This is a genomic window from Achromobacter sp., from assembly GCF_049647645.1.
Lineage (GTDB): Bacteria > Pseudomonadota > Gammaproteobacteria > Burkholderiales > Burkholderiaceae_B > Achromobacter.
This window is the reverse complement of sequence record NZ_JBARYB010000183.1, coordinates 24,735-46,479: the sequence shown is the minus strand read 5'-3', so window position 1 is coordinate 46,479 and position 21,745 is coordinate 24,735. Positions and strand designations below refer to the sequence as shown.

Genomic DNA, 21,745 nt, shown 5'->3' with positions numbered 1-21,745 from the left:
CGGTGGGCGGGCGGATCGCCACGGCCAGCAGGCCGCGCTGCTCCAGTCCGGCTGCCAGCGCCAGGGCGCGGCTTTCGTCGCCCACGATGGCGGGCACGATCTGGGTGGAGGAGGCCCCCGTGTCCAGCCCCATGCAGCGCAGCGCGGCGCGCAGGTTGTCGCCCGCGGTCGCCAGCCGGGCGCGTTCGGCGTCCAGCGTGGGCACCAGATCCAGCGCGGCGTCCATGGCGCCCAGCACCGCGGGCGGCAGCGCCGTCGTGTAGATGAAGCCTGAGCAGGCGTTGATCAGGTAGTCGCACAGCGCGCGCGAACCGGCCACATAGGCGCCGAACCCGCCCAGCGCCTTGCTGAAGGTGCCCATGGCCAGGTCGATGCGGCCGGGCGCCATGCCCGCCAGCCCCATGCCGCGGGGGCCCAGCACGCCGGTGGCGTGCGCCTCGTCCAGGTAGACGAAGGCGCGGTAGCGGTCGGCCAGTGTTGCCAGCCGTTCCACGTCGGTCCGGTCGCCGTCCATGCTGAACACGCTCTCGGTGACGATGAACCGCGTCACGGGTTGGCCGCCGACCTCGGCTTGCGCCTTGGCCGCCAGCAGGCTTTCCAGATGGGCCAGGTCGTTGTGCCGGAAACGGATCTGCTTCACGCCCGCCGCCTGGCAACCGTGGTGCAGGCTGGCGTGGTTGAGCTTGTCGGCGTACAGCTCGACCTCGCCCTGGCTGGCGGCGGCGCGCAGCAGGGCGGGCAGCACGGCCGCATTGGCCTGCCAGCCCGAGGCCAGCAGCAGCGCGGCTTCGGTACCCTTGAGCCGGGCCAGCTTGGCTTCCACCTGTTCGTGCAGGTCCAGGTTGCCGGTCACCAGGCGCGAGGCCTGGGCGCCCGCGCCGTGGCGGGCCGCCCATTCGCGCGAACGCTCGACCAGCAGCGGATGCCGCGACAGGCCGAGGTAATCGTTGCTGGAGAAGTTCAGGACCGGTTCGCCCTCGAGGACCAGGCGTCCCGGGGCGGCGGCAGTGGCCGTGCGCAGGCGGCGGCGCACGCGGCGCGTTTCGGCGCGCGCCAATTCGGAGGAGAAAAGCGGATCCAGCTTGGACATCAATATTTCCGGCAGCGGCCAAGCGGCGGGCGTGCCCGCGCCAGGCCGTAGAATGCGAGCCATTGTAGTGGAGGCGGGCGCCGCCCCTGTCCTGGCCGGATCCGCCGGACGGACGCCAGGCGCGCCGCCGGTATCGAGAGGTGAATCATGCACACGCCCGACTGGGTGGCCCAGGGCCAGCCCCATATCTGGCTACCCTATGCCCAAATGAAGACGGCGACGCCGCCGCTGCCGGTGGTGCGCAGTCACGGCAGCCGGCTTGAACTGGCCGACGGCCGCAGCCTGATCGACGGCGTGGCGTCCTGGTGGACGGCATGCCACGGCTATAACCATCCGCATATCGCCCAGGCGGTGCGCGCCCAGCTGGACGCCATGCCGCACGTCATGTTTGGCGGGCTGACCCATGAGCCGGCGCTGAACCTGGCGCGCCGCCTGGCCGCCATGCTGGGGCCGGGACTGGACCGTGTCTTCTATACCGATTCCGGCTCGGTGGCAGTGGAAGTCGCCATGAAGATGGCGCTGCAGTACTGGCTGAACCAAGGCGAGCGGGGCCGCAGCCGCTTCCTGGCGTTCCGCGGCGGCTATCACGGCGACACCTTCGGCACCATGGCGGTTTGCGATCCGGATGAGGGCATGCACAGCCTGTACCGCGGCATGCTGGCGGAGCACGACATCGTCGACCTGCCGCGCAGCGAGGCGGAGCTGGCCGCGCTGGAGGCGCACCTGGAAGTCCATGGATCCCGGCTGGCCGGCATCCTGGTCGAGCCGCTGGTGCAGGGCGCGGGCGGCATGCTGCTGCATGACCCGGACGTGCTGCGGCGCCTGCGCCGCCTGGCCGACCGCCACGGCCTGCTGCTGATCTTCGACGAGATCTTCACCGGCTTCGGGCGCACGGGCACGATGTTCGCCTTCGAGCAGGCCGGCATCCGTCCGGACATCGTGACCTTGTCCAAGGCGCTGACCGGCGGCACCTTGCCGCTGGCGGCCACGGTGGCCAGCAACCGGGTGTTCGAGGCCTTCTGGTCCGACGATCCGTCGCACGCGTTGATGCACGGCCCCACCTTCATGGGCAACGCGCTGGCCTGCGCGGCGGCTAACGCCTCGCTGGATCTCTTCGAATCCGAACCGCGGCTGGCGCAGGCGCAGGCGATCTCGACGGCCCTGGCGGCGGGCTTGGAGCCCTGCCGCGAGCTGCCCTGGGTGCGCGACGTGCGGGTGCTGGGCGCGATCGGCGTGGTCGAGCTGGACGGCATTGCCGACCGCGAGAGCCTGAAGCGGCGCCTGGTCGAGGCCGGCGTCTGGGTGCGGCCTTTCGGCAATGTGGTCTACCTGACCCCGGCGCTGACCATCGCCGAGGACGAACTGGCCAGCCTGATGCGGGCGGTGGTGGACGTGCTGCGCCAGCAGCGGCCCTGAGCCAGGCGCTCCTGAGCCGGGCCTCCCCAGAAGCGGACTCATCTGGGCCGGGCTCCTCTGATCCCGGCGGGGCCGAGCCCGCCCGCGTTGCCGGGGCAAACCGGCCGGACCCGCCTTGATCCAGATCAAGGCGGTCTTGTAACGCGCTGAGTAACATCGGCGCATGCGAGCAAAATCAATCTTCGCCGTCCCGGCCAGCCTGTCCGACGCTGACCGCCAACAGCGCCGCCATGCGCTGGTGCGCCTGTCGCTGGCGTGGCTGGCGATGATGCAGGTGATGATGTTCGCCTGGCCCGGCTACCTGCGGCACGAGAGCATGCCCGCCGATGCGCTGGAAACGCTGGACTGGGCCATCGTGCTGATGAACTGGGCCAGCTTCGCGCTGACCGTGCCGGTGGTGGTGTATTCGGCCTGGCCGATCTGGCGCCACGCCGGCGACAACCTGCGCCACGGCCGCGCCGGCATGGACGTGCCGGTGGCCCTGGGCATCGTCGCCGCCTTCATTCCCAGCGTCCACGCCACCTACACGGGGCGGGGCGAGGTCTACTTCGACTCGGTCACGATGTTCGTGGCTTTTCTGCTGACCGCGCGCTACCTGGAACTGTGCGCCCGCCAGTCCTTCGGCGGCGCGGCGGGCGGCTTGCGCCACGAGCGCGTGGAGGCGCAGCGCCTGGAGCTGGGCGCGCGCGCCTACCGGCTGGCCTCGCGCTTCGTCATGGCCCAGGTCGCGCTGGCGCTGGCCGCCGCGGCCGCCTGGGCCTACATCGATCCCGCGCACAGCATCCCGGTGATGGTGGCGCTGCTGGTGATGAGCTGTCCCTGCGCCATGTCGATGGCGGTGCCTACCGCCATGGCCTCCGCCCATTCGGCGCTGGCCGCCCATCCCCACATGTCCGACGCGGCGCTGGACGAGTTGCTGGGCGAGGCGCGGCGGCGCGCGCGCCAGAACCTGTACGGTTCGCTGATCTGGCATCTGCTGATGACGCCGCTGGCGCTGGTCGGCTGGGTCACGCCGTGGCTGGCCGCGATCACCATGCTGGTGTCCTCGCTAGCGGTCGCCTACAACTCGTGGCGCTTGTGCCGCCGCGACTGGTCCGGCGGCCTGGCGCCTGGCGCCGCGCTGGAAGCGGCGCAATGACCATCCTCTACCTGCTGTTGCCCTTGTCCCTGCTGTTCGTGCTGGCCATCGGCGTGTCCTTGTGGTGGGCCGTTTTCAACGGCCAGTACGACGATACCGACGACGCGGGGCGAGCCATCCTGCTCGATGACGACAGCGGACCGGCCAGCCGCGGCTGAGCCGCGCGCTTGATATTGCGCCGTGACCCGTTGCGCTGATGCCGCGTTCCCCTGCGCGCAGCCAGATGCTTGATCCAGATCAACGCTGCCCCTAGTGACTAGTCCCATCATTGCAGTCTGGAGCTATTTGTTACTTTAGGGGAAGGGCGATGAACGATTGCGCCGCAATCGCAAGCAAGGCCGACACCTTCAACTACAAGATCGTGAGGCAGTTCGCGCTCATGACGGTAGTGTGGGGCATCGTCGGCATGGCTGTGGGCGTTTTTCTCGCTGCGCAGCTTATCTGGCCGCAGTTGAACTTTGACACCGCATGGCTGAGCTATGGCCGCCTGCGCCCGCTGCACACCAACGCGGTGATTTTCGCCTTCGGCGGCAGCGCGCTGTTCACGACGTCTTACTACGTGGTCCAGCGCACCTGTCAGGCGCGCCTGTTCTGCGGCCCGCTGGCCGCGTTCACGTTCTGGGGCTGGCAGATCGTCATCGTCGCCGCCGCCATCACCTTGCCCATGGGTTTCACCAGCAGCAAGGAATACGCCGAACTGGAATGGCCCATCGACATCCTGATCACGCTGGTCTGGGTGGCCTACGCCATCGTGTTCTTCGGCACCATCATCAAGCGCCGTTCCAAGCACATCTACGTGGCCAACTGGTTCTTCGGCTCGTACATCCTGACCATCGCCATCCTGCACATCTTCAATAACATCGAAATGCCGGTGTCGATGTGGAAGTCCTATTCCGCCTACTCCGGCGTGCAGGACGCCATGGTGCAGTGGTGGTACGGCCACAACGCGGTGGGCTTCTTCCTGACCACCAGCTTCCTGGGCATGATGTATTACTTCGTGCCCAAGCAGGCCGGCCGCCCCATCTATTCCTACCGCCTGTCCATCGTCCACTTCTGGGCGCTGGCCTTCACGTACATGTGGGCGGGCCCGCACCACCTGCTGTACACCTCGCTGCCGGACTGGACCCAGTCGCTGGGCATGACCTTCTCGCTGATTCTGCTGGCGCCGTCCTGGGGCGGCATGATCAACGGCATCATGACCTTGCAGGGCGCCTGGTACAAGCTGCGCACCGACCCGATCCTGAAGTTCATGGTGACGGCGCTGTCGTTCTACGGCATGTCGACCTTCGAGGGCTCGATGATGTCGATCCGCACGGTCAACGCGCTGTCGCACTACACGGACTGGACCATCGGCCACGTGCATTCGGGCGCGTTGGGCTGGGTTGCCATGATCTCCTTCGGCTCGCTCTACTACCTGATCCCGCGCCTGTATGGCCGCGAAAAGATGTACAGCGTCAAGGCCATCGAACTGCACTTCTGGATCGCGACCATAGGCGTGGTGCTGTACATCGCCGCCATGTGGATCGCCGGCGTGCAGCAGGGTCTGATGTGGCGCGATACCGCCAGCGACGGCACCCTGGTCTACAGCTTCGTGGAAGAACTGAAGACGCGCGTCCCGTACTACCTGATCCGTTTGCTGGGTGGCACTTTGTTCCTGTCGGGTGTGTTCGTCATGGCCTGGAACGTGTGGATGACGGTGCGCGGCGCGCAGCCGGTCAACCCCGCCATTCCGCAAGACGATCCCCATGCCGCACGCCAGCCGGTCGCCGTGACCGCCGCGCCGGCCACTGTTTGACGAGGACATCATGGCCAACAAGAAATCTGGTTTCTTTTCCCACCAGACGCTCGAGAAGAACATCGGCTGGATGATCATCGCCAGCATCCTGGTGGTGTCCTTCGCGGGCCTGGTCCAGATCGTGCCGCTGTTCTTCCAGCACAGCACGACCCAGCCCGTCGCGGGCGTCGAACCCTACAGCGCGCTGCGCCTGATGGGCCGCGACGTCTACATTCGCGAAGGCTGCGTCGGCTGCCACTCGCAGCAGGTGCGGGTGCTGGCTGCCGAAGTGCAGCGCTACGGTTCGTATTCGATCGCCGCGGAATCGGTGTTCGACCATCCGTTCCTGTGGGGCTCCAAGCGCACCGGTCCCGACCTGGCGCGCGTGGGCGAACGCTACTCCGACGACTGGCACCGCATCCACCTGCGCGACCCGCGCAAGGTGGTGCCGGAGTCCAACATGCCGGCCTATCCCTGGCTGGAAAAGACCGTCATCACCGGCGAGAACGTGAGCGACCGCATGCGCGCCCTGCGCAAGCTGGGCGTGCCCTACTCGGACGAGGAAATCGCCGCGGCGCCCCAGGCCATCGAAGGCAAGACCGAGGAAGACGCGCTGGTCGCCTACCTGCAGGGGCTGGGCGTGGGCGTGCGCAAGGCCAAGCAGGCGGAAGCGGCGAAGCAGGCGGAAGCTGCCAAGCAGGCCGCCCAGTCCGCCGCGCAGCCGGCCGGCCAACCGGCCGCTCCTGCGGCTGCGGGAGGCTGACCATGCTGGGCTACCTGAGCGCAATCGTCACCGCCATCTCGATGGCAACTTTCTTCGGCATCGTCTGGTGGGCCTGCTCGCGCGGCCGCCAGAGCGCCAACCGCGAATCGGCCATGCTGCCGTTCGCACTGCCCGATGAGTTCGGGCAGGGACAACAAGATGGAGCGAATCGGTCATGAGCGATTTCGTCAATGGCTTCTGGGGGTATTTCATCTCGATCGTCGCCGTGGGCGGCGTGGTCTGGTGCGTCTGGCTGCTGTACACGCAGCGCCGCTGGCTCAGCACCAAGCCGGCCAACGGCAAGGTCGAGGACACGGGCCACGTCTGGGACGGCGACCTGACCGAGCTGAACAACCCGGTGCCGGGCTGGTGGACCTGGATGTACCTGCTGGCCTGCGCCTTCGCGCTGGGCTACCTGTTCTTCATGCCGGGCCTGGGCGAATTCAAGGGCCAGCTGGGCTACAGCAGCACGGAGGAAGTCGCCAAGCAGCAAGCCAAGATGGCCGAGGCCGTGCGTCCGATCTATGCGCGCTTCGAAACCATGGACATTCCGCAGATCGCCCAGGATCCGGGCGCCCGCGAAATCGGCCAGCGCCTGTTCCTGAACACCTGCGCGCAGTGCCATGGCTCGGACGCCAAGGGCGGCCCCAGCTTTCCCAACCTGGCCGACGGCGACTGGCTGCACGGCGGCTCGCCTGAAGCCATCACGCAGACCATCACGCAGGGCCGCGTCGGCGTCATGCCGCCGTGGAAGGCCGCGATCGACGCCAAGACCGCGGGCGACATCGCGCAATACGTGCGTTCGCTGTCGGGCCTGACGGCCGATCCGGTACGCGTGTTCCGCGGCAAGCGCGAATTCGCCAACTACTGCGTGGCCTGTCACGGCGTCGATGGCAAGGGCAACCAGGCGCTGGGCGCGCCCAACCTGACGGACGACGTCTGGCTCTACGGCAGTTCCGAGGCCACCATCGTCAAGACCATCCTCGACGGCCGCGACAACCGCATGCCGGCGCACGGCGACATCCTGACGCCCGAGCAGATCAAGATCCTGACGGCATGGGTATGGGGCCTGTCGAACAAACCGGAAGCGACCGCGAGCGCCGCGCCGGACACGGCAGCGAAGTAAAGGCAGTATCGAGCTTGGATGGGGGCCGCGCGTGGCGCGGCCCCCATATCACTGGACTTACAGCAGGGAGCAGCAAATGGAAGATGGGTCAGCCGCAAGGGTCGGCAATTCGCCTGACGGTGACCCGCCGCCCTGGCGGCCGCACGTGAGGCCGCCGCGTCCCGGGACGGAAACCCTGGAACAGACGCTGGCGGGCGTGCGCAGCAAGATCTACCCGCGGTCCGTCAGCGGCATCTTCGCTCGCTGGCGCATCGCCTTTGTCTTTCTCACCCAGCTGATTTTCTACGGTCTGCCCTGGCTGCAGTGGAATGGCCGCCAGGCCGTGCTGTTCGACCTGGGCGCGCGCAAGTTCTACCTCTTCGGCCTGGTGCTGTGGCCGCAGGACGTGGTCTATCTGGCCGTGCTGCTGGTGATCTCGGCGCTGGCGCTGTTCCTGTTTACCGCGGTGGCGGGGCGGTTGTTCTGCGGCTACGCCTGTCCGCAAACCGTCTATACCGAAATCTTCATGTGGATCGAGCGCAAGGTCGAAGGCGACCGCGTCGCGCGCATCCGCCTGGACGAATCGCCCTGGACCTGGCGCAAGGCGCGCCTGAAGGTCACCAAGCATTTCCTGTGGATCGCGCTGGCCTGGTGGACCGGTTCCACCTTCATCGGCTATTTCGCTCCCATCCGCGAACTGGGCCACGAGCTGTTCGCGCTGCAACTGGGTCCCTGGCAGTGGTTCTGGATGCTGTTCTACGGCTTCGCCACCTGGGGCAACGCCGGCTTCATGCGCGAATCCGTGTGCAAGTACATGTGCCCCTATGCGCGCTTCCAGAGCGTGATGGTGGACCCCGACACCTTCGTGGTCACCTACGACAAGCGCCGTGGCGATCCGCGAGGCGGCCGTTCGCGCAAGGTGGACCACAAGGCCGCCGGGCTGGGCGACTGCGTCGATTGCAGCCTGTGCGTGCAGGTCTGCCCGACCGGCATCGACATCCGCGACGGCCTGCAATACATGTGCATAGGCTGCGGCGCCTGTATCGACGCCTGCGAACAGGTCATGGACAAGATGCAGTACGAGCCGGGCCTGATCCGCTATACCTCGGAACGTGCCATGCTGGACGGGCTATCCACGAAGAGCGCCCGCTCGCATTTGCTGCGTCCTCGCGTGCTGATCTACGGCACGCTGATCCTGGGGCTGGCCATCGCCTTCGTGGTCTCGCTGGCCATGCGCAACCCCTTGCGGGTGGACGTGATCCGCGACCGAGGCGCGCTGGGACGCGAAGTGGCCGGCGGCATGATCGAAAACGTGTACCGCCTGCAGATCATCAATACTTCCGACAAGCCGATGCGCCTGCAGCTTTCCGCCGAAGGCATGCCGGACCTGAAGGTGATGGCGGGGCGGCAGGACTCCGACATGGTCGACGTCGAGGCCGCGGCCAACAAGCTGGTGCCCATGGTCATCCGCGCGCCGGCCGGCGCCCAGCCCGGCGCCCATGCCATCACGCTGCGCGCGCGCGGCCAGGACGGCGAGAACCGTCCGGTCGAGACCGACGAACCCGCCAGCTTCTACGTACCCGACTGAGCACTGAAGAGGACATGCCCATGAATCCCGCCCAACCCGCCAAAGCCGCCAAGCCCTGGTACCGCGAACCCTGGCCCTGGATCCTGATGGCTGGCCCGTTCGCGGCCATGATAGGCTGCTTCATCACGATCTACTTCGCTTTCTCGAACTTCAGCAATCAGCCGATCCAGGAGGGCGTGGTCAAGCGCGGCCTGGTCATCGAGCAGGTAGCGCCCAGCGCCAATCCGTAACCCGGGAGAACAACAGATGGGCTTGCGATCATTGATGTGGATCCTGTGGCCGTCCTTCATGGCGGCCGCGGCGGGGAGCGCGCTGATCTTCGCCCTGATCGATCCCCTGGACGTGGCGATCTTCGGCCATGTCCCGACGGGACGCACGGGCTTCTACACTGTGTCTTTCTTCGTGCTGTGGGTGATGGCAGGACTGTCCAGCACGCTGACCGCCTACCTGATGCCCAAGCCGGACGAAAACGAGGATCTGTAGGGGCGGGGCGCTGCGGCGTCGCGCCCCTGGGGCCTGGCAGGGAGGCCGCCTATACCTTCTTCACGAATTCCGACTTCAGGCTCATCGGCCCGAAGCCGTCGATCTTGCAGTCGATGTCGTGGTCGCTGTCGACCAGGCGGATGCCCTTGACCTTGGTGCCCATCTTGATCACGCCGCCCGATCCCTTGAGCTTCAGGTCCTTGATGACGGTGACGGTATCGCCGTCCTGCAGCACGTTGCCGGCTGAATCGCGATAGACCTTGGCAGCCTCGTCGGAGGATGCGGCGGCCTGCGGCGACCATTCATGCGCGCATTCCGGGCAGACGTAGACGGCGCCGTCTTCATAGGTGTATTCGGACTGGCACTTGGGACAGGCGGGCAATGCGCTCACGTGTGGACCTCGATGTAAAAAACGCGCGATGCGCAACACGCGATTGTACTGCGCCACACCTGCTTTTCCCCGTGTCGCGGGCCGTTTTCCCCCTTGCCTTGCGCGGCCTCAAGCCAGTTCGTCGCCATGCAGCAAGCCCACGAAATCACGCGCTGCCGCGCTCAGCGGCCGGTCCCGGGGCACGATGCTGCCAAAGGCCGTGAGGCTCTGCCGGATCTGGTAGGGCAGTATCGCGAGCAGGCCATGCGCCGCGTAGCGGCTCGCCACCGATTCCGGTATCACGCCTAGCATCGTTGATTTCATCGCCAGGTTGGTGGTGGTCAGGATGGAGGCCGACTCGATCAGTCCCTTGGGGGTGGAGGCGTTGTGCGAACGGAACTCCTGTTCGATCACATCGCGCATCGGGCTGCCGTGCGGCTGCAGGACCCAGGGATAGGCCAGCATGGCCTCGAACGTCACGCGCTTGCGGCCGGCCAGCGGATGGTCCACCGCCGCGATCACCGACAGCGCCTCGTCGCCGATCGGGCGAAAGACGTACTGGCTGTCCGACAGGGTCAGCATGCGGCCGATCACCACGTCCAGCTTGCCCTCGTTCATGCGGCCGATCAGCAGGTCGCTGGTGCCGGTGGAGATTTCCACCGCCAGCAGCGGATAGGTTTGCTTCAGGCGCAGTAGGGCGTCGGTCAGGTGGCCGGGCGATGCCGCCATGATGCTGCCGATGAACAGCTTGCCCGCGCTGCCCAGGCGCAGTTCCTCCAGTTCGCGGGCCAGGGACGAGACCGTCCCGCGCATGCCCCGGAAATATCCCATCACGCACTCGCCGGCCGCGGTCAGCGCCAGGCCGCGGCCGATCCTTCCGTACAGCGGCTGGCCGATGGCCAGCTCCAGTTCGTGCAGCATCTTGCTGGCGGCGGACTGGGTCATATTGAGCTGGCTGGCGGCCGCGCGCAGCGTGCCGCGCTCTTCGATCGCCAGCAGCAGGACGATCTGCCGCATGCGCAGCCGGGCCAGCAGGGTGGGGACGTGGATGGCGCGTTCCATGATTGATCGCCTCAGGTAAACAATTGGTGCAAAAGTTTCATTTTACGGAAACGGAGCTTCTTTCTAAGATGGACCTACAAAAGATTGCCCGTCCGAGGGCAAAGAACATCAACCAAGGAGACAACCATGAAGACTCGGCTATTGGCCGCGATGGCGGCCGGCGCGCTGTGCCTGTCGGCCCTGGCGCCCGTCCAGGCGCAAAGCGCCGACTGGCCCAACAAGCCCATGCGCCTGCTGGTAGGGTCAGCCCCGGGCGGCGGCACCGACGCCATGGCGCGCGCGGTGGCCGACAAGCTGGGGCCTTTGCTCAAGCAAACCGTGGTGGTGGAGAACAAGCCCGGCGCGTCCAATACGCTGGCGGCCGACCTGGCGGCCAAGTCCTCGGACGGCCACACCATGGTGATGGGGGTCTCGACCGCCCATGCCATCGCGCCGCATCTGCTGAAGCTGGGCTACGACAACGACCGCGACCTGACGCCGGTGGTGTTCGTGGGCGCCGTGCCCAACATCCTGGTGGTCAACAACGACGTGCCGGCCAAATCGGTGCAGGAGCTGATCGCGCTGCTCAAGAGCAAGCCCGGCACCTACAACTTCGCCAGCAGCGGCTCGGGCAGCACCCAGCACATTGCCGCCGAGCTGTTCAAGGACGCCACCGGCGTGGAGATGATCCACATTCCCTACCGCGGCAGCGGCCCGGCGCTGGTGGACCTGATGGGCGGCCAGGTGCAGATCGCGTTCGAGACCGCGTCCTCCGTGATTCCGCACATCAAGAGCGGCAAGGTGCGCGCGCTGGCCGTGCTGAGCGCCAAGCGCAACGCCCAGCTGCCCGACGTGCCGACCATGGCCGAGGCCGGCGTGCCCGGCGTGGAAATGAGCGCCTGGTACGGCATCTACATGCCCAGCGCCACGCCGGCCGCCAACCAGAAGCGCATCCATGACGCCGTCAACGGCATTCTGGCGCTGCCCGACACCCAGGCCCGCCTGCAGGCGATCGGCGCCGATATCAACCCGATGACCCAGGAGCAGTTCGCGCAGTTCCACAAAGCCGAGAACCAGCGCTACGCCGGCGTCATCAAGAAGAACAACATTTCCGTGGAATGACCCAGACATGAGCACGCAGCAGAAACCCGTCATCGCCCTGACCCTGGGCGACCCGGCCGGCATCGGCGCCGAACTGATCGCCCGCCTGCTGGCCAGGCCCGAAGCCACGCAGCGGGCGAACATCGTGCTGGTGGGCGATGAGTGGCTCTGGCGCGAAGGCCAGCGGGTGGCGGGCGTGCAGGTCGCGACCCAGCCCGTGGCCAGCATCGAGGCGGTGCGCGGCCGGCCTGACAGCGGCGCGCCCGCCTGGCTGGCAATGGACACCATCCAACCCGGCCAGGTGCGCGTCGGCCAGGCCGAGGCGGCGGGGGGGGCATCGGTGCTGCGCGTGCTCAACGCCTGCATGGACGCGGCGCGCGACGGCCACGTCGACGCCATCTGTTTCGCGCCCTTGAACAAGTACGCCATGAAGCTGGGCGGCCTGGGCCACGACGACGAACTGCACCACTTCGCGCAGTACCTGGGCGTGACCGGCTACTTCTGCGAATTCAACACCCTGGGAGACCTGTGGACCTCGCGCGTGTCCTCGCACATCCCGCTGAAGGACGCGGCGGCGGCGCTCAGCATCGACGGCATCAAGGCCGCGACCCGGCTGATCTACCGTTCGCTGCAGGCCAACGGCGTGGCCGAGCCGCGCGTGGCGGTGGCTGCGTTCAATCCGCATGGCGGCGACGGCGGCACCTGCGGCCGTGAAGAGGTGGACATCATCGCGCCGGCCGTACGCCAGCTCAACGCAGAGGGCCTGCCGGTGCAGGGGCCGTTCCCCGCCGACACCATCTTCCTGAAGGCGCAGGCCGGCGAGTTCCAGGCCATCGTCACCATGTATCACGACCAGGGCCAGATCGCGATCAAGCTGCTGGGCTTCTCGCGCGGCGTGACGGTGCAGGGCGGCCTGCCCATCCCCATCACCACGCCGGCCCACGGCACCGCCTACGACATCGCCGGCCAGGGCCGCGCCAACCTGGACGCCACCTGGCAGGCCTTTCTCATCGCCTGCCGCATGGGCCTGTCGCACCGCGCCTCGCGCGCGCTGGCGGGCTGATCCGCCGCAGTCATTCCATACCTAGAATCCCAAGCAGGAAATCCTCATGAAGATCAAATCCGTCCGCGCCCGCGTCTACGAATGGACCGGCAAGACCGTGCCGCCCCAGGGCAACTTCTGCTCCAACGCCATGGACCTGCTGTATTCCAAGCAGGAAACCATGAGCACCTTCCGCTTCCATGGCTGGACCGTGGTCGAGGTGGAGACGGACGACGGCATCGTGGGCCTGGGCAACGTGGCGCTGGCGCCGCGCGTGGCCAAGGCCATCATCGACCAGTACCTGGCCCCGCTGGTGATCGGGCAGGATCCCTGGGACTACGAATACCTGTGGCAGCGCATGTACCGCTCCACCCACGCCTGGGGCCGCAAGGGCGTGACCATGGCCGCGATCTCGGCCATCGACCTGGCGATCTGGGACATCCTGGGCAAGTCGGTGAACAAGCCTGTCTTCAAGCTGCTGGGCGGCCGCACCAAGGAAAAGATCCCGGTCTACTACTCCAAGCTGTACCGCACCGACCTGAAGGCCATGCAGGAAGAGGCACAAACCTATCTGGACCAGGGCTTCACCGCCTTCAAGATGCGTTTCGGCTATGGCCCCGCGCATCTGCAGAAAGGCGTGTCGGAAAACCTGAAATCGGTGGCGGCGGTGCGCGAGGTGATCGGCTACGACACCGACCTGATGCTGGAGTGCTACATGGGCTGGAACCTGGAGTACGCCAAGCGCATCCTGCCCAAGCTGGAGAAATTCGAGCCGCGCTGGCTGGAAGAGCCCGTCATTGCCGACGACATCGACGGCTATGCGGAACTGAACCAGCTGACCTCGATTCCGATTTCGGGCGGCGAGCATGAATTCTCGCTCTACGGCTTCAAGCAGCTGCTGGACCGCAAGGCGGTGTCGGTGGTGCAGTACGACACCAACCGCGTCGGCGGCATCACGGCGGCGCACAAGATCAACGCGCTGTGCGAGGCCTACAGCGTGCCGGTCGTGCCGCATGCCGGCCAGATGCACAACTACCACTTGACGATGAGCACGCTGGCCTCGCCCATGAGCGAATACTTCCCCATGTTCGACGTGGAAGTCGGCAACGAGCTGTTCTATTACATCTTCGACGGCGAGCCGGTGGCCAAGGAAGGCTTCATCGACCTGGACGACGACAAGCCCGGGCTGGGCCTGACGCTGAAGACCGAATACCTCAAGCACTTCAACATCATCGAATAACCATGGCCACCTACCAGAACCCGCGCTATCGCGGCATATTCCCGGTCGTCCCCACCACCTTCACCGAATCCGGCGAGCTGGACCTGCCCAGCCAGAAGCGGGCGGTGGATTTCATGATCGACTCCGGCGTCGACGGCCTCTGCATCCTGGCCAACTTTTCCGAGCAGTTCGTGCTGTCGGACGACGAGCGCGAAATCCTGACGCGGACCATCCTGGAGCACGTCGCCGGCCGCGTGCCGGTCATCGTGACGACCACGCACTTCAGCACCCAGGTCTGCGCCGCGCGCAGCCGCCGCGCTCAGCAGCAGGGCGCCGCGATGCTGATGATCATGCCGCCGTACCACGGCGCCACGATCCGCGTGTCGGAGGAGCAGGTGACGGGGTTCTTCCAGCGCGTGTCCGATGCGGTGGACATCCCCATCATGATCCAGGACGCGCCGGTGGCCGGCACGCCGCTGTCGGCGGCGGCGCTGGCGCGGATGGCGCGCGAGATCGAGCACGTGGCCTACTTCAAGATCGAGACGGCGGGCGCGGCCTCCAAGCTGCGCGACCTGATCGCGCTGGGCGGCGAGGCCGTGGAAGGCCCCTGGGACGGCGAGGAAGCCATCACCCTCCTGCCCGACCTGGACGCCGGTGCGACCGGCTCCATGACCGGCGGGGGCTTCGCCGACGGACTGCGGCCCATCATCGAGGCCCACCGCGCCGGCAACCGGGATGAAGCCTACCGCCTGTACGAGCGCTGGCTGCCCCTGATCAATTACGAGAACCGGCAGGGCGGCATTCTCAGCGCCAAGGCCCTGATGAAGGCCGGTGGCGTGATCGCCTGCGAGGCGCCGCGGCACCCGTTGCCGGCCATGCGCGAGGAGGTCCGCCAGGGCTTGCTGGAGACCGCCCGCCGCCTGGACCCGCTGGTGTTGCGCTGGGGGCGTTGAGCAAGGACTGCGCAGGCCGCCAAACACACTGTTCCGTCACGCTGAACAAGCTTGTCAGGCGTGACGGTTAAAATCCCCGGCTATCCATCTCGTCGGGGGCGCGTGTGCAGCCGGTCATTTCAGTCCAGGATCTATCCAAACGGTACGCATCGGGGTTCCAGGCGCTCAAGAGCGTAAACCTGGACATCCAGCGCGGCGAGATCTTCGCCCTGCTCGGGCCGAACGGTGCGGGCAAGACGACGTTGATCAGCATCATCTGCGGCATCGTCAATCCCACCGCCGGCCGCGTGCTGGCCGACGGCCACGACATCGTCTCGGAATTCCGCGCGGCCCGCGCCAAGATCGGCCTGGTGCCGCAAGAGATCTCCACCGACGCGTTCGAAAGCGTCTGGAACACCGTCAACTTCAGCCGCGGCCTGTTCGGCAAGCCGGCGGACCACGCCTACGTCGAGAAAGTGTTGCGCGACCTGTCCCTGTGGGACAAGAAGGACAGCCGCATCATGGCGCTGTCGGGCGGCATGAAGCGCCGCGTCATGATCGCCAAGGCGCTGTCGCACGAACCCGCCATCCTGTTCCTGGACGAACCCACCGCCGGCGTGGACGTCGAACTGCGGCGCGGCATGTGGGAAATGGTGCGGCAGCTGCGCGAAAACGGTGTCACCATCATCCTGACCACGCACTACATCGAGGAAGCCCAGGAAATGGCCGACCGCATCGGCGTGATCCGCAAGGGCGAGATCATCCTGGTCGAGGAAAAGCACGCGCTGATGGCCAAGCTGGGCAAGCGCCAGTTGGCATTGACGCTGAAGGCGCCGCTGCCGGGCATCCCCACGGCGCTGGACGCCTTCCAGCTGGACCTGTCCGACAACGGCCACAAGCTGGTCTACACCTACGATAACCAGGGCGGCGGGGAGATTTCCCGGCTGCTGCATGAACTCGCCCGGCTGGAGATCGAATTCACCGACCTGAATTCGTCGGAAAGCTCGCTCGAGGATATCTTTGTCAGCCTGGTGCACAGCTAATCATGAACTTCTACGCGATCCGCGCTATCTACCTGTTTGAAATGGCCCGCGCCTGGCGCACGCTGATGCAAAGCGTGCTGTCGCCCGTGATCTCCACCTCGCTGTACTTCGTGGTGTTCGGCTCCGCCATCGGCTCGCACATGGTCGAGATCGACGGCGTGAGCTATGGGGCCTTCATCGTGCCGGGCATGATCATGCTGGCGCTGCTGACGCAAAGCATCGCCAACGCGTCCTTCGGCATCTACATGCCGCGCTTCTCGGGCACCATCTACGAAATCCACTCGGCGCCTATTTCCTACGTGGAGATCGTCATGGGCTACGTCGGGGCCGCCGCCAGCAAGTCCATCATCCTGGGGCTCATCATGCTGGCCACGGCGCGCCTGTTCGTGTCGTTCGAGGTCGCGCATCCGTTCTGGATGCTGGGCTTCCTGGTGCTGACGGCGGTGACCTTCAGCCTGTTCGGCTTCATCATCGGCATCTGGGCCGACGGTTTCGAGAAACTGCAGATCATTCCGCTGATGATCGTCACGCCGCTGACCTTCCTGGGCGGCACCTTCTATTCGATCAAGATGCTGCCGCCGTTCTGGCAGACCGCCACCTTGTTCAACCCGGTGGTCTACCTGGTCAGCGGATTCCGCTGGGCCTTCTATGGCGTGTCGGACGTCAGCGTCGGCGTCAGCGTGGGCATGACGCTGGTGTTCCTGCTGGCCTGCCTGGTCGGCGTGCGCTGGATCTTCAAGACCGGCTACCGGCTGAAGACCTGACGCCCGCCAACGCGGAGCAGGCGCCTCAGGATTGCGCCGTCGGCGCGCGGCGCGCCATGCCGTCATAGGCGTCGAGCAGCCGCTCGCGCCAGGCATGGACCGGATCGTCCTCGGCCAGCAGTTCCAGCGGGCTGGTGCAGCGCGCCCACATGAACATGCCGAACACGGCATAGTCCGCATAGGCCGGCTGCTCGCCCGCCAGATAGGGCTGCTTGCCCAGCATCTGCCGCAAGGGCAGCAGCGCGGAACGCAATGCGGCAACCTGGTCCTCGTAGCCCGCAGGCAGGTCTTCCAGCTTGCCGAAGCGCTTTTCCCGCGTGGCGCGGAAATAGTCCCGGTCTTTTTCGTGGATCAGGCCGTGGATGCTGGGCAGCAGCAGCCGCGCCAGCGTGGGCACCAGCGTGGTGTCGGCCCATGCATTCGCGAACAGGCTCAGCGCGCGGCCGCTGGCGCCACCGAACAGGGAAGGCCGTTCGGGGAAGGTGTCTTCCAGGTAGCAGGCGATCTGCCAGGAATCGCTGACCACATGCGTGCCGTTTACCAGCACCGGCACCAGCTTCTGGCCGGAAAAGTCGATCGCTTCCTTTTCCGTGAAGCGCCAGGGCACGGTCGTGGCGCTCAGGCCCTTGTGGGCCAGTGCCATGTGGGTCTTCCAGCAATGCGGGCTGAAGCGCAGCGAGGCGTCGGCGCCCGCCAGCTCATAGAGGGTGAGTTCCGGGGTCAAGATACTGCGCTCCTTCTACGTGTCGGTGAGGGAATCCGGAACAGGATAACCGGTTGCGCAGGCAGCAAGGCTGACTGGCGCCCGACAACGCGGGCGCTGGCCGTTCGGCGGGATCAGCTTGGTGCGAGTTCGGCGATGCCAGCGTCATTGCCGCGCGCCGCGACACGCCGGAACAGGCTGACGGCTTCATCAAGGCCAAGATCGAGGTCGAAGCGTTGCCGCAGGCAATCCGCCCAGGCCGAGGCGTCGGCATGTTGGTGTTTCTGCAGGCTGCCGTCGTTGTCGCGGCGGGTGTAGGTATCGTTCACCATCAGTTCGCGGGCGCCGGGCTGGGTGCGGCTGACGAGCAGGCTGTTCAGGAACACCGACTGGGGATGGCTCGACGTGTACCAGTTGCCGATTTCAAAATCCACATCGGCGACGGGTTCCAGCGTATAGCGATATACCGTCTGCCAGCCGGCGGACGTCCGGAATTCCAGGCTTAGCTCATCTGCCGCCTGTGTGATACGGAACACGCCGTGGGGAGTGGTTTGCGCGACGCCGGGCAGGAACTCCAGAGGAGCGGTCTGCGTGGTGGATCCGAAGGCCACGTCGGCGAACCAGCTGCGGCCCTCCAGTTCCACGCGCAACAGCATATGGGTCAGTCCCGTGTGGATTTCCGCGGGCACCTGCCAACGCACCCGCGCGATCAACGGGGTGACCTGAAAGCCCATCTGCCGCAGTACGGCAAGCAGCAGCGTGTTGTGCTCGAAGCAGTAGCCGCCGCGCCGCCGCGCGATCATCTTTTCCGCAACGGCGTCCAGGTCCAGTGGAACGCGCTGGCCGGTGTACGGCGCCAGGTTTTCGAACGGGATGGCTTGCGGATGCAGCAGATGGAGTTGCCGCAGCACGTCGAGCGTGGGCTCGATGGGTCCGCGATAGCCGATGCGGTCGAAGTAGCTTGCAAGGAAAGAATCTGGAATTGTCGTCATTCAGGGTCACCAATTTTGCGGCCCAACAATTGGCCCGGCCAACCGTTCACGTCGAAGGTCGAGATCCGCGCATAGCCGCAGGATTCATAAAAGCGCACCAGGGCTTCGCTGCCGCCGCCGTAGCAGTCCACGCGCAGGCGGTCCACCCCCGCAGCCCGCGCCTGGTCATCGGCAAAGGCCAGCAGGCGCCTGCCGATGCCGCGCGCCCGCGCATCCCGGGAGGCGACCAGCAGTCTCACGTAGACTTCCGGGCCGGTTGCCGCGGGCACATAAGGCATGGCGTCGCCCAGTACCAGCGCGCCATGGATGCCGCCTTCCGGCCCCTCGGCGACCCAGGCCCCGGGCAGCGCGCAGGACTCGGTCACGCGCGCGATGCGCAGGGGCAAAGCCGACCAAGGCTCGCTTCCCCATTGGCCCTCGTTGCCCATGCTGACGAACCAGGCGATCACTTCGTCGAAGATCTGCAATACGGCGGGAGCATCCTCCACGCTCGCGCGGCGGATCGTCAGTTCGTCAGTGGGTTTTGCTGTCAAGGTCAAAATTCCTCCGGGTCTGGGTCGTTCAGGGGATTCCTGCTCGGCTCCATCTTAGAGGCATGGCCTGGTGGAGCATGCCTGGGAGGCGTCAGTCCCACACCAGCTTGAGCAAGGCGGCGGACAGATAAAGGCCGTACCCGAACACCGCATGCGTCACCAGGCTGCGCAGGCGGTTCTTCCAGGGCGTAGGCGTGCGGGATGCGGCGATGCCCGCGCCCATGGCGGGCTGCATCAGGAAGAAGGGCATGACGACGGTGGCCAGGCCCACGGCCACGGCAGGCAGCCAGGTGGGATCGCGCAGCCACGCCGCGCCCTGGACGCCGATCAGCAGAGCGGCGAAAGCGAGACCCACGGCGTAATGGATCGTCCACCCCAGCGGCGATTCGCCCGGTATGGGCGCGGCCCGGCCGATATTGGCGTGCGCGTATGTTCCCCGGCACAAGTGGCCGGCCCAGCGGCCAACCATCGCGTAGCCCAGCGTGGGCATGCCCAGGGCCTTCTGGATCAGGGCCCACAGGTCCATCACGACCGTCGCGCCGATTCCGATCAGTACCACTTTTGCCGCTATTTCCATCGATATCATGTCCGGTCCTCCCATTGCTGAATTCATCGTATGCGGGCATGATAAAAGTTGAAGTCAACTTCAAGTCAAGGAGGGCGCCATGGATATTTCGGAAGTGGCCCGGCGCACAGGCCTGCCGGCCTCCACGCTGCGTTTCTATGAAAACAAGGGTTTGATCGCCGCGGTCAGCGCCGCCGGCGAGCGTCGGCGCTTCGCGCCCGGCGTGCTGGATCAACTGGCGTTGATTGCGCTGGGACAGGAAGGCGGCCTGTCGCTGGACGAGATCCGGGCCATGCTGACTCCCGACGGAGCGCCGCAGGTGGACAGGCAGTTGTTGCTGGACAAGGCCGACAGCATAGAAGCGACCATCAAGCGCCTGCGGGCCATGAGCCAGGGCTTGCGCCATGCGGCGGTATGCCCGGCCCCCAACCATGCGCAATGCCCGACTTTCCAGCGCCTGCTCAAGGCCGCGGCGGGCAGGGTGAAGCAGGGCAGGACGGCGACGGCAAAACAAAAAAACGCCACCCGTCCAGCGAAGGACGGATGGCGCCAGGGCTAGCTCTCGGAGAGCCTTACTTCGCGGCGGGGGCGCCCTTGCTCATGCTCATCACGCGCTGCTTGAGCTGGGGGTCCTGCTGTATCGCCTGGCCGATGCCGTTGAATTCCTCGACGCTCAGGCCGTCGGCCTGCACCAGCTTCACCATCTTGGCGTCGGCTTCCTCGACGACCTTCTGCTTGGCCTGATCCGTCTTGGCGGCGTCGACCTTGGGACGGTATTCGTCGACGACGCCGGAAATCTTCTGCGATGCCGAAGCGAAACGCTGCAATTGCTGGTCGGTCGGCTGGATCGCGGGCGGGGGCGCCATGCGCGGCTGGGCCTGGGTTTGGCCTTGCGGCTGGCTGGCTTGCTGCGCAAGGGCGGGAGCACCGGACAGCGCCGTCGCCAGCACGGCGGCGGACAGGAATGCATAAGTGGAACGCTGCATGAAACCTCCTTGTTCCGGTTGAATGTCGGGCCATGATGACGACCCGCACCGCTCCGGGGCAAGTTTCGCGATGTGTTTTCCTGTGTCGGCAGGCCACGGGATGCGCAAGCGCCCTGGGAGGGAGCCCCCCAAGGGCGCGGCGGAAACGTTTTGCGCGGTTTCGTAGTCGCTGCTGGCTGCGATGTTTCCTTAGGTTTTTGCGGGACGGGTCCTAGATGAGCAACATGCTCAACATCACCAGCGCCAGCAGCAGCACGTAGACGCGGGCGTGCAGATGGTCCGGGATGCGCGGGATCAGCGGCGCGGCCAGGCGGATGCCCGCCAACGAGCCCAGCGCCAGCGCGGCGAAGGCCAGCAGGTCCACATAGCCCACGATCCACGGCGCCAGGGGCGCGGCCAGGCCGCCGGCCGCCGCCATGTAGGCCAGCGTGCCCACCACCGCCACGGGCAGCGTCAGCGGATTGGCCATCGCCGCCGCCTTGGCCATGGGCAGGCCGCGGCGCCGCAGCAGCGGCACGGTCATGACGCTGCCGCCCACGCCAAGGAAGGCTGCGACTGCGCCTATGAGCACGCCGCCGCCCACCAGGGTGCCGCGGTCCAGCGTTCGGGGGCGCTCGTCCCCCTGCGCCATGAAGCCCTGCCGCAGCAGGCAATCCAGGATGGTCACGCCCAGGTAGCCGATGAAGGCATAGCGCACCAGTTCGCCGCTGGCGCGGGTGGCGGCCAGCGCGCCCAGCGCCGCGCCCACGGCGATGAAGCCGGCCAGGGGCCAGACGTAGGCGCGCAGGATATTGCCGGCGCGCTGGTGCTTGCGCGTGGCCGCGATCGAATTCACGATCATGACGCAGGTGGACGTGGCCACCGCGATGTGCATGGCCGCCAGGCCGATGGCGTCGTGCGCGCCGTGCGCGGCTGTCAATACCGCGTACAGCACGGGCACCACGACGAAACCGCCGCCGAAACCGAACAGCACGGTGGTCACGCCGCTCAGGCAGCCGAACAGGGCCAGAATCAGATAGAGCATGCTGCGTCCTTCCAGGGAAAGCAGTCACGATACGGCCGCGGGCCATGGCCCGCTTTCGAGGATTGGACAATAA

Annotated in this window: 26 protein-coding genes; 17 read left to right on the top strand and 9 right to left on the bottom strand. The window is 66.4% G+C overall.

Going from position 1 to position 21,745, the window contains the following annotated elements:
• A partial coding sequence (locus WBB14_RS20830; RefSeq protein ID WP_424241529.1) for an aminotransferase class I/II-fold pyridoxal phosphate-dependent enzyme occupies nt 1-1,090 on the bottom strand: 1,090 nt, incomplete at its 3' end.
• A 147-nt stretch (nt 1,091-1,237) separates the two neighbouring features.
• Here WBB14_RS20830 and WBB14_RS20825 point away from each other — a divergent pair.
• The 10 genes from WBB14_RS20825 to WBB14_RS20780 all read left to right on the top strand — a co-directional run bounded on the left by WBB14_RS20825 (nt 1,238) and on the right by WBB14_RS20780 (nt 9,357).
• A complete protein-coding gene (locus WBB14_RS20825) occupies nt 1,238-2,506 on the top strand; it encodes an adenosylmethionine--8-amino-7-oxononanoate transaminase (protein ID WP_424241528.1) in 1,269 nt (422 codons plus the stop codon).
• A gap of 163 nt (nt 2,507-2,669) precedes the next feature.
• On the top strand, nt 2,670-3,644 hold the full coding sequence (locus WBB14_RS20820; protein WP_424241527.1) for a hypothetical protein: 975 nt from the start codon (nt 2,670-2,672) through the stop codon (nt 3,642-3,644).
• Nucleotides 3,641-3,802, top strand: coding sequence for a cbb3-type cytochrome oxidase assembly protein CcoS (gene ccoS / locus WBB14_RS20815; protein ID WP_042794347.1), 162 nt, complete (start codon nt 3,641-3,643; stop codon nt 3,800-3,802). The genes WBB14_RS20820 and ccoS overlap by 4 nt, the downstream gene beginning before the upstream one ends.
• A gap of 149 nt (nt 3,803-3,951) precedes the next feature.
• Nucleotides 3,952-5,439 carry a cytochrome-c oxidase, cbb3-type subunit I gene (gene ccoN / locus WBB14_RS20810; RefSeq protein ID WP_424241526.1) on the top strand — a complete coding sequence of 496 codons (1,488 nt, stop codon included), beginning with the start codon at nt 3,952-3,954 and terminating at the stop codon, nt 5,437-5,439.
• Between the two features lie 10 nt (nt 5,440-5,449).
• Entirely contained in the window at nt 5,450-6,181 is a 732-nt protein-coding gene (ccoO, locus tag WBB14_RS20805) for a cytochrome-c oxidase, cbb3-type subunit II (RefSeq protein WP_424241525.1), read from the top strand.
• Nucleotides 6,182-6,183: 2 nt separating this feature from the next.
• Entirely contained in the window at nt 6,184-6,360 is a 177-nt protein-coding gene (locus WBB14_RS20800; protein ID WP_013394988.1) for a cbb3-type cytochrome oxidase subunit 3, read from the top strand.
• Entirely contained in the window at nt 6,357-7,307 is a 951-nt protein-coding gene (ccoP, locus tag WBB14_RS20795) for a cytochrome-c oxidase, cbb3-type subunit III (protein ID WP_424241524.1), read from the top strand. Before WBB14_RS20800 ends, ccoP begins: the two co-directional genes overlap by 4 nt.
• A 76-nt stretch (nt 7,308-7,383) precedes the next feature.
• Nucleotides 7,384-8,874, top strand: coding sequence for a cytochrome c oxidase accessory protein CcoG (gene ccoG, locus WBB14_RS20790; protein WP_424241523.1), 1,491 nt, complete (start codon nt 7,384-7,386; stop codon nt 8,872-8,874).
• A gap of 20 nt (nt 8,875-8,894) precedes the next feature.
• Nucleotides 8,895-9,104 (top strand): FixH family protein, encoded by a 210-nt coding sequence (locus WBB14_RS20785; protein ID WP_424241522.1) that lies wholly within the window; start codon nt 8,895-8,897, stop codon nt 9,102-9,104.
• A 16-nt stretch (nt 9,105-9,120) separates the two neighbouring features.
• Nucleotides 9,121-9,357 carry a hypothetical protein gene (locus WBB14_RS20780; RefSeq protein WP_424241521.1) on the top strand — a complete coding sequence of 79 codons (237 nt, stop codon included), beginning with the start codon at nt 9,121-9,123 and terminating at the stop codon, nt 9,355-9,357.
• Between the two features lie 49 nt (nt 9,358-9,406).
• Here the strand turns inward: WBB14_RS20780 and WBB14_RS20775 are convergent, their stop codons facing one another.
• Both WBB14_RS20775 and WBB14_RS20770 read right to left on the bottom strand, forming a co-directional pair.
• Nucleotides 9,407-9,748 carry a zinc ribbon domain-containing protein YjdM gene (locus WBB14_RS20775; protein WP_424241520.1) on the bottom strand — a complete coding sequence of 114 codons (342 nt, stop codon included), beginning with the start codon at nt 9,746-9,748 and terminating at the stop codon, nt 9,407-9,409.
• A gap of 108 nt (nt 9,749-9,856) precedes the next feature.
• Entirely contained in the window at nt 9,857-10,789 is a 933-nt protein-coding gene (locus tag WBB14_RS20770) for a LysR family transcriptional regulator (RefSeq protein WP_424241519.1), read from the bottom strand.
• Between the two features lie 126 nt (nt 10,790-10,915).
• Between WBB14_RS20770 and WBB14_RS20765 the strand changes: the two genes are divergently transcribed.
• From WBB14_RS20765 to WBB14_RS20740, 6 genes are all read left to right on the top strand, one after another.
• A complete protein-coding gene (locus WBB14_RS20765) occupies nt 10,916-11,890 on the top strand; it encodes a Bug family tripartite tricarboxylate transporter substrate binding protein (protein ID WP_424241518.1) in 975 nt (324 codons plus the stop codon).
• 7 nt (nt 11,891-11,897) lie between these two features.
• Nucleotides 11,898-12,932 carry a 4-hydroxythreonine-4-phosphate dehydrogenase PdxA gene (locus WBB14_RS20760; RefSeq protein WP_424241517.1) on the top strand — a complete coding sequence of 345 codons (1,035 nt, stop codon included), beginning with the start codon at nt 11,898-11,900 and terminating at the stop codon, nt 12,930-12,932.
• A 46-nt stretch (nt 12,933-12,978) separates the two neighbouring features.
• On the top strand, nt 12,979-14,151 hold the full coding sequence (locus WBB14_RS20755) for an L-rhamnonate dehydratase (protein ID WP_424241516.1): 1,173 nt from the start codon (nt 12,979-12,981) through the stop codon (nt 14,149-14,151).
• A gap of 2 nt (nt 14,152-14,153) precedes the next feature.
• Nucleotides 14,154-15,083: a dihydrodipicolinate synthase family protein gene (locus WBB14_RS20750; RefSeq protein WP_424241515.1), complete on the top strand. Its 930-nt coding sequence runs from the start codon at nt 14,154-14,156 to the stop codon at nt 15,081-15,083.
• A 104-nt stretch (nt 15,084-15,187) separates the two neighbouring features.
• Entirely contained in the window at nt 15,188-16,105 is a 918-nt protein-coding gene (locus WBB14_RS20745; RefSeq protein WP_332014946.1) for an ABC transporter ATP-binding protein, read from the top strand.
• Between the two features lie 2 nt (nt 16,106-16,107).
• Nucleotides 16,108-16,869 (top strand): ABC transporter permease, encoded by a 762-nt coding sequence (locus WBB14_RS20740; RefSeq protein ID WP_424241514.1) that lies wholly within the window; start codon nt 16,108-16,110, stop codon nt 16,867-16,869.
• 25 nt (nt 16,870-16,894) lie between these two features.
• On the opposite strand, the gene WBB14_RS20735 is transcribed toward WBB14_RS20740, so the two are convergent.
• From WBB14_RS20735 to WBB14_RS20720, 4 genes are all read right to left on the bottom strand, one after another.
• Entirely contained in the window at nt 16,895-17,593 is a 699-nt protein-coding gene (locus WBB14_RS20735) for a glutathione S-transferase family protein (RefSeq protein ID WP_424241513.1), read from the bottom strand.
• 113 nt (nt 17,594-17,706) lie between these two features.
• Nucleotides 17,707-18,564: an arylamine N-acetyltransferase family protein gene (locus tag WBB14_RS20730; RefSeq protein WP_424241512.1), complete on the bottom strand. Its 858-nt coding sequence runs from the start codon at nt 18,562-18,564 to the stop codon at nt 17,707-17,709.
• Entirely contained in the window at nt 18,561-19,097 is a 537-nt protein-coding gene (locus WBB14_RS20725; protein ID WP_424241511.1) for an N-acetyltransferase family protein, read from the bottom strand. The genes WBB14_RS20730 and WBB14_RS20725 overlap by 4 nt, the downstream gene beginning before the upstream one ends.
• Nucleotides 19,098-19,188: 91 nt before the next feature.
• Nucleotides 19,189-19,683, bottom strand: coding sequence for a DUF2938 domain-containing protein (locus WBB14_RS20720; RefSeq protein WP_424241510.1), 495 nt, complete (start codon nt 19,681-19,683; stop codon nt 19,189-19,191).
• A gap of 79 nt (nt 19,684-19,762) precedes the next feature.
• On the opposite strand from WBB14_RS20720, the gene WBB14_RS20715 reads away from it, so the two are divergent.
• Nucleotides 19,763-20,221 carry a helix-turn-helix domain-containing protein gene (locus WBB14_RS20715; protein ID WP_424241509.1) on the top strand — a complete coding sequence of 153 codons (459 nt, stop codon included), beginning with the start codon at nt 19,763-19,765 and terminating at the stop codon, nt 20,219-20,221.
• Between the two features lie 13 nt (nt 20,222-20,234).
• On the opposite strand, the gene WBB14_RS20710 is transcribed toward WBB14_RS20715, so the two are convergent.
• Nucleotides 20,235-20,648, bottom strand: a complete 414-nt coding sequence (locus WBB14_RS20710; RefSeq protein WP_332014953.1) for a DUF4168 domain-containing protein — start codon at nt 20,646-20,648, stop codon at nt 20,235-20,237.
• 211 nt (nt 20,649-20,859) lie between these two features.
• Complete coding sequence (locus tag WBB14_RS20705; protein ID WP_424241508.1) at nt 20,860-21,672, bottom strand: sulfite exporter TauE/SafE family protein; 813 nt, start codon at nt 21,670-21,672, stop codon at nt 20,860-20,862.
• Nucleotides 21,673-21,745 lie beyond the last annotated feature (73 nt).

Excerpts from the sequence above, each read along its gene's own strand:
- WBB14_RS20825 (WP_424241528.1), top strand. The coding sequence starts at position 1,238 with ATGCACACGCCCGACTGGGTGGCCCAGGGCCAGCCCCATATCTGGCTA.
- WBB14_RS20820 (WP_424241527.1), top strand. The coding sequence starts at position 2,670 with ATGCGAGCAAAATCAATCTTCGCCGTCCCGGCCAGCCTGTCCGACGCT.
- ccoS (WP_042794347.1), top strand. The coding sequence starts at position 3,641 with ATGACCATCCTCTACCTGCTGTTGCCCTTGTCCCTGCTGTTCGTGCTG.
- ccoN (WP_424241526.1), top strand. The coding sequence starts at position 3,952 with ATGAACGATTGCGCCGCAATCGCAAGCAAGGCCGACACCTTCAACTAC.
- ccoO (WP_424241525.1), top strand. The coding sequence starts at position 5,450 with ATGGCCAACAAGAAATCTGGTTTCTTTTCCCACCAGACGCTCGAGAAG.
- WBB14_RS20800 (WP_013394988.1), top strand. The coding sequence starts at position 6,184 with ATGCTGGGCTACCTGAGCGCAATCGTCACCGCCATCTCGATGGCAACT.
- ccoP (WP_424241524.1), top strand. The coding sequence starts at position 6,357 with ATGAGCGATTTCGTCAATGGCTTCTGGGGGTATTTCATCTCGATCGTC.
- ccoG (WP_424241523.1), top strand. The coding sequence starts at position 7,384 with ATGGAAGATGGGTCAGCCGCAAGGGTCGGCAATTCGCCTGACGGTGAC.
- WBB14_RS20785 (WP_424241522.1), top strand. The coding sequence starts at position 8,895 with ATGAATCCCGCCCAACCCGCCAAAGCCGCCAAGCCCTGGTACCGCGAA.
- WBB14_RS20780 (WP_424241521.1), top strand. The coding sequence starts at position 9,121 with ATGGGCTTGCGATCATTGATGTGGATCCTGTGGCCGTCCTTCATGGCG.
- WBB14_RS20770 (WP_424241519.1), bottom strand. The coding sequence starts at position 10,789 with ATGGAACGCGCCATCCACGTCCCCACCCTGCTGGCCCGGCTGCGCATG.
- WBB14_RS20765 (WP_424241518.1), top strand. The coding sequence starts at position 10,916 with ATGAAGACTCGGCTATTGGCCGCGATGGCGGCCGGCGCGCTGTGCCTG.
- WBB14_RS20760 (WP_424241517.1), top strand. The coding sequence starts at position 11,898 with ATGAGCACGCAGCAGAAACCCGTCATCGCCCTGACCCTGGGCGACCCG.
- WBB14_RS20755 (WP_424241516.1), top strand. The coding sequence starts at position 12,979 with ATGAAGATCAAATCCGTCCGCGCCCGCGTCTACGAATGGACCGGCAAG.
- WBB14_RS20750 (WP_424241515.1), top strand. The coding sequence starts at position 14,154 with ATGGCCACCTACCAGAACCCGCGCTATCGCGGCATATTCCCGGTCGTC.
- WBB14_RS20740 (WP_424241514.1), top strand. The coding sequence starts at position 16,108 with ATGAACTTCTACGCGATCCGCGCTATCTACCTGTTTGAAATGGCCCGC.
- WBB14_RS20730 (WP_424241512.1), bottom strand. The coding sequence starts at position 18,564 with ATGACGACAATTCCAGATTCTTTCCTTGCAAGCTACTTCGACCGCATC.
- WBB14_RS20720 (WP_424241510.1), bottom strand. The coding sequence starts at position 19,683 with ATGATATCGATGGAAATAGCGGCAAAAGTGGTACTGATCGGAATCGGC.
- WBB14_RS20715 (WP_424241509.1), top strand. The coding sequence starts at position 19,763 with ATGGATATTTCGGAAGTGGCCCGGCGCACAGGCCTGCCGGCCTCCACG.
- WBB14_RS20710 (WP_332014953.1), bottom strand. The coding sequence starts at position 20,648 with ATGCAGCGTTCCACTTATGCATTCCTGTCCGCCGCCGTGCTGGCGACG.
- WBB14_RS20705 (WP_424241508.1), bottom strand. The coding sequence starts at position 21,672 with ATGCTCTATCTGATTCTGGCCCTGTTCGGCTGCCTGAGCGGCGTGACC.